At 41.4% G+C, this 2,885-nt stretch carries 3 protein-coding genes; all 3 read left to right on the top strand.

All coding sequences use genetic code 11. The features are described 5' to 3' along the window. Window positions 1-238 (top strand): integrase core domain-containing protein (locus tag ACFQNF_RS12330; RefSeq protein ID WP_380188252.1); only part of this gene is annotated, 238 nt, incomplete at its 5' end. 51 nt (window positions 239-289) lie between these two features. Further along, window positions 290-1,078: a thioesterase II family protein gene (locus tag ACFQNF_RS12325; RefSeq protein WP_380188251.1), complete on the top strand. Its 789-nt coding sequence runs from the start codon at window positions 290-292 to the stop codon at window positions 1,076-1,078. A gap of 64 nt (window positions 1,079-1,142) precedes the next feature. Then, window positions 1,143-1,901: a 4'-phosphopantetheinyl transferase family protein gene (locus tag ACFQNF_RS12320; protein WP_380188250.1), complete on the top strand. Its 759-nt coding sequence runs from the start codon at window positions 1,143-1,145 to the stop codon at window positions 1,899-1,901. Window positions 1,902-2,885 lie beyond the last annotated feature (984 nt).

Here is a 2,885-nt window from a genome sequence, read left to right as displayed (position 1 = left end):
GGCAGAGCAACAATCGATTGAATTAGCTTACATTCAGCCAGGTAATCCACAACAGAATGCATATATCGAGCGTTATAATCGAACTGTGCGTTATGAATGGCTGGCCTGCGATGACTTTGAAAGCCTTGCTGAAGTGCAAAAAACAGCAACGCAATGGCTTTGGACATACAATAACGAACGCCCGCATATGGGATTGGGCGGCATCACCCCGAAACAAAAACTGGCATTACATGCCTAGCCTCTACTTTTAAGTGAGCTTAAAAATGGGGGGATTACCCGAGTACTTACTGTGGTAAAAGCTAAAATATTTACTATACCAAAACCTAGAATAGCGCCAAAGCTTCGTGTATTTTGCTTTCCTTTTGCTGGCGGCTCGTTCACCACTTATATTCCTTGGGTTCATTGCCTTAATGACGACGTAGAATTGGTATTAATTACTCTCCCTGGGCGAGCCTCTAGAGTGAGCGAACCTTCACATGAACAGATGGAGTCAATTATAAGTGAATTACTGGGGCAGAAATCTATCTTTGCTCATGTCCCATATATTTTCTTTGGACATAGCCTAGGTAGTCGAGTTGCTTTTGAATTAGCAGTGAATCTACAATCTTTAGGTATCACAGCGCCACAGTATTTTATCGCTTCAGGCAGTAGAGCTCCTCATTTAGAGTCCCGCCGTGAAAGTATTCACCACCTTCCTAAAGCAGAGTTTCTTCAAAAATTAGGCGAGCTCAATGGCACGCCTAAAGAAGTGTTATCTAATAGTGAATTGATTGATTTTTTTATTCCTGCTCTTCGTGCTGACTTTAAAGTCGCCCACGATTATAGGGCAAAAAAAATACCGATAGTAAGCCCTATTCTGGTATTGGGTGGGGAGGATGATATTGATGTTACGCACCTTGAACTTCTAGCGTGGATGGAACTTTCTCAACGTGGAACCCAGATAACACTTATACCAGGAGGTCATTTTTTTATTAATGAACATCAAAGTGCAGTGATAGAGCAAGTTGATTTTGTGGTAAATCTTGTTTTGACTTGTAATGAAATACAGCATATTGATAAATGTGAACTTAGCCAATAGAAAGGTATCAATATGGGTAACTATTATTAATAGCACTTTACTTCCCTTCATTAAAGAGCAGCCTATGTCTATCAGTAACGTTACTGATAAGGCATTTTGTCACGGTGTGATAAATAGTTTCATTTCTAATGAATGCTGCTGGCTTATTGAAAATCCTGAGATTGTGATATTTTCGTGTGATTTTGACAAAAAGCATTTTCTAAAAGAACTCTTCAAAGAGTTGTCGATCTACTTTCCTTGTGAGCTGGCTCAGGCCGTCAAAAAAAGACAAGCTGAATTTTTAGCTGGAAGATATGCTGCTAAGCAAGCCATGGCTCAATTAAAAATGCCTTCACATCCGTTGCCAATAATCTCAATAGGTAAGGATCGTTGTCCAATATGGCCTAATGGGCTAGTAGGCTCAATTACCCACAATAATACACAAGCGCTATGCGCGCTGCTCGTTGAACCACATTCTGCTGGGGCGTTCATCGGGATAGATATTGAGAGTTATATTTCTGCTGAAGAGTCAATCGGATTTGTAGAACTTGTACATACAGAGGCTGAACTTGCGATAATATTGGCACAAGGGATCCCTGTGCATATGGCAACAACACTGATATTTTCCGCTAAAGAAAGTTTATTTAAAGCCCTGTATCCACAGGTTGCTAAATATTTTGACTTTAATTGTGCAGTTGTAACAAGTTGTTCCTTGGAGCATCAGCAATTAACGTTTGCGCTGACCAAATATTTCCCAGATCAAAATTACATAAAAAAAATGTTTCGATGTAGTTTTAGGCTAAATCCGCAATCTGTAGTCACGTTAATTACCGGAAAATGGTAGTTCTGCCCTCACTTGTTGGCACTACATCTGAGGCCTCCTCCATGCTCCGGATCCTGTCGTGAAAACTGAGAATCTCTAGAGCGCGCCTTGATAGGAGATCTTATTGATACACCAATACTGATCTGATCCGCTAACTCTGAACACTTGTGAAGCGACAATAAAGTTTGCCCGTAAGTGTAATAGCAAAATAACGATTGATCGGTTTCAAACTCACTTCTTGACAAAAATACCTTATATTTAATGCACTTAAGATGAATAATAGCATTAGTAAAGTTATGGCAACCAGATTAGTTTACACTGACCACGCATATTCTTTGCTGATATCCACTAACGCAGGCTTGCCATGGTGTTCACTCTCCGACACGCAGCAAGTCCCTCCCTGAATGCTCGGCCGCCCCAGTCGTGTCGCTAATCACCAGGCCCACCTGTTTAACATCGGTGTAGCCTGTTTGTTTTAAAGTAGATATGTGACTTGTTTTTGGACAAAAGCGGGTTAGATTCCCAACTCTAATTTTTGAGTTTCGGATTAAAATTTCTATGGGTTTAACGCCGCGCTCTGCGGCAAATTTGGAGCGCAGCGGAAAATTTGTCCGATAGCAGCGCTTTGTTACACGGCAGCTTAACCACTAAAATACGATGGGAACTCGCCAATACACTCACTTATAACCTGATGGTAGGTCCTTAATATATCGGAATCGAACACATCAGAATCTACTCCTTGACCATTAAGAACAGAACCAAGGCGCTTGCAAACCTCTCTATCAACATAGCCCTGAGAATAGAGCCACATTTCAAGGCTATTTGACAGTCCAAGTTTTAAACGTGTTTGCAAGCTCCTAAGAAGCTCCAATACATCGTCGCCCAATCCTTTACCCTGGTAATCCGGTAATCCCCCCGTTTTTAAGCTCACTTAAAAGTAGAGGCTAGGCATGTAATGCCAGTTTTTGTTTCGGGGTGATGCCGCCCAATCCCATATGCGGACGT

Origin of the sequence: Iodobacter arcticus, assembly GCF_042664895.1 — a bacterium.
Classification (GTDB): Bacteria; Pseudomonadota; Gammaproteobacteria; order Burkholderiales; family Chitinibacteraceae; genus Iodobacter; species Iodobacter arcticus.
Note: the sequence above shows the minus strand (reverse complement) of the source record. Positions and strands in the feature narration are given on the sequence as shown.

Coding starts and splice junctions, on each gene's coding strand:
- ACFQNF_RS12320 (WP_380188250.1), top strand. CDS start 1,143: ATGTCTATCAGTAACGTTACTGATAAGGCATTTTGTCACGGTGTGATA.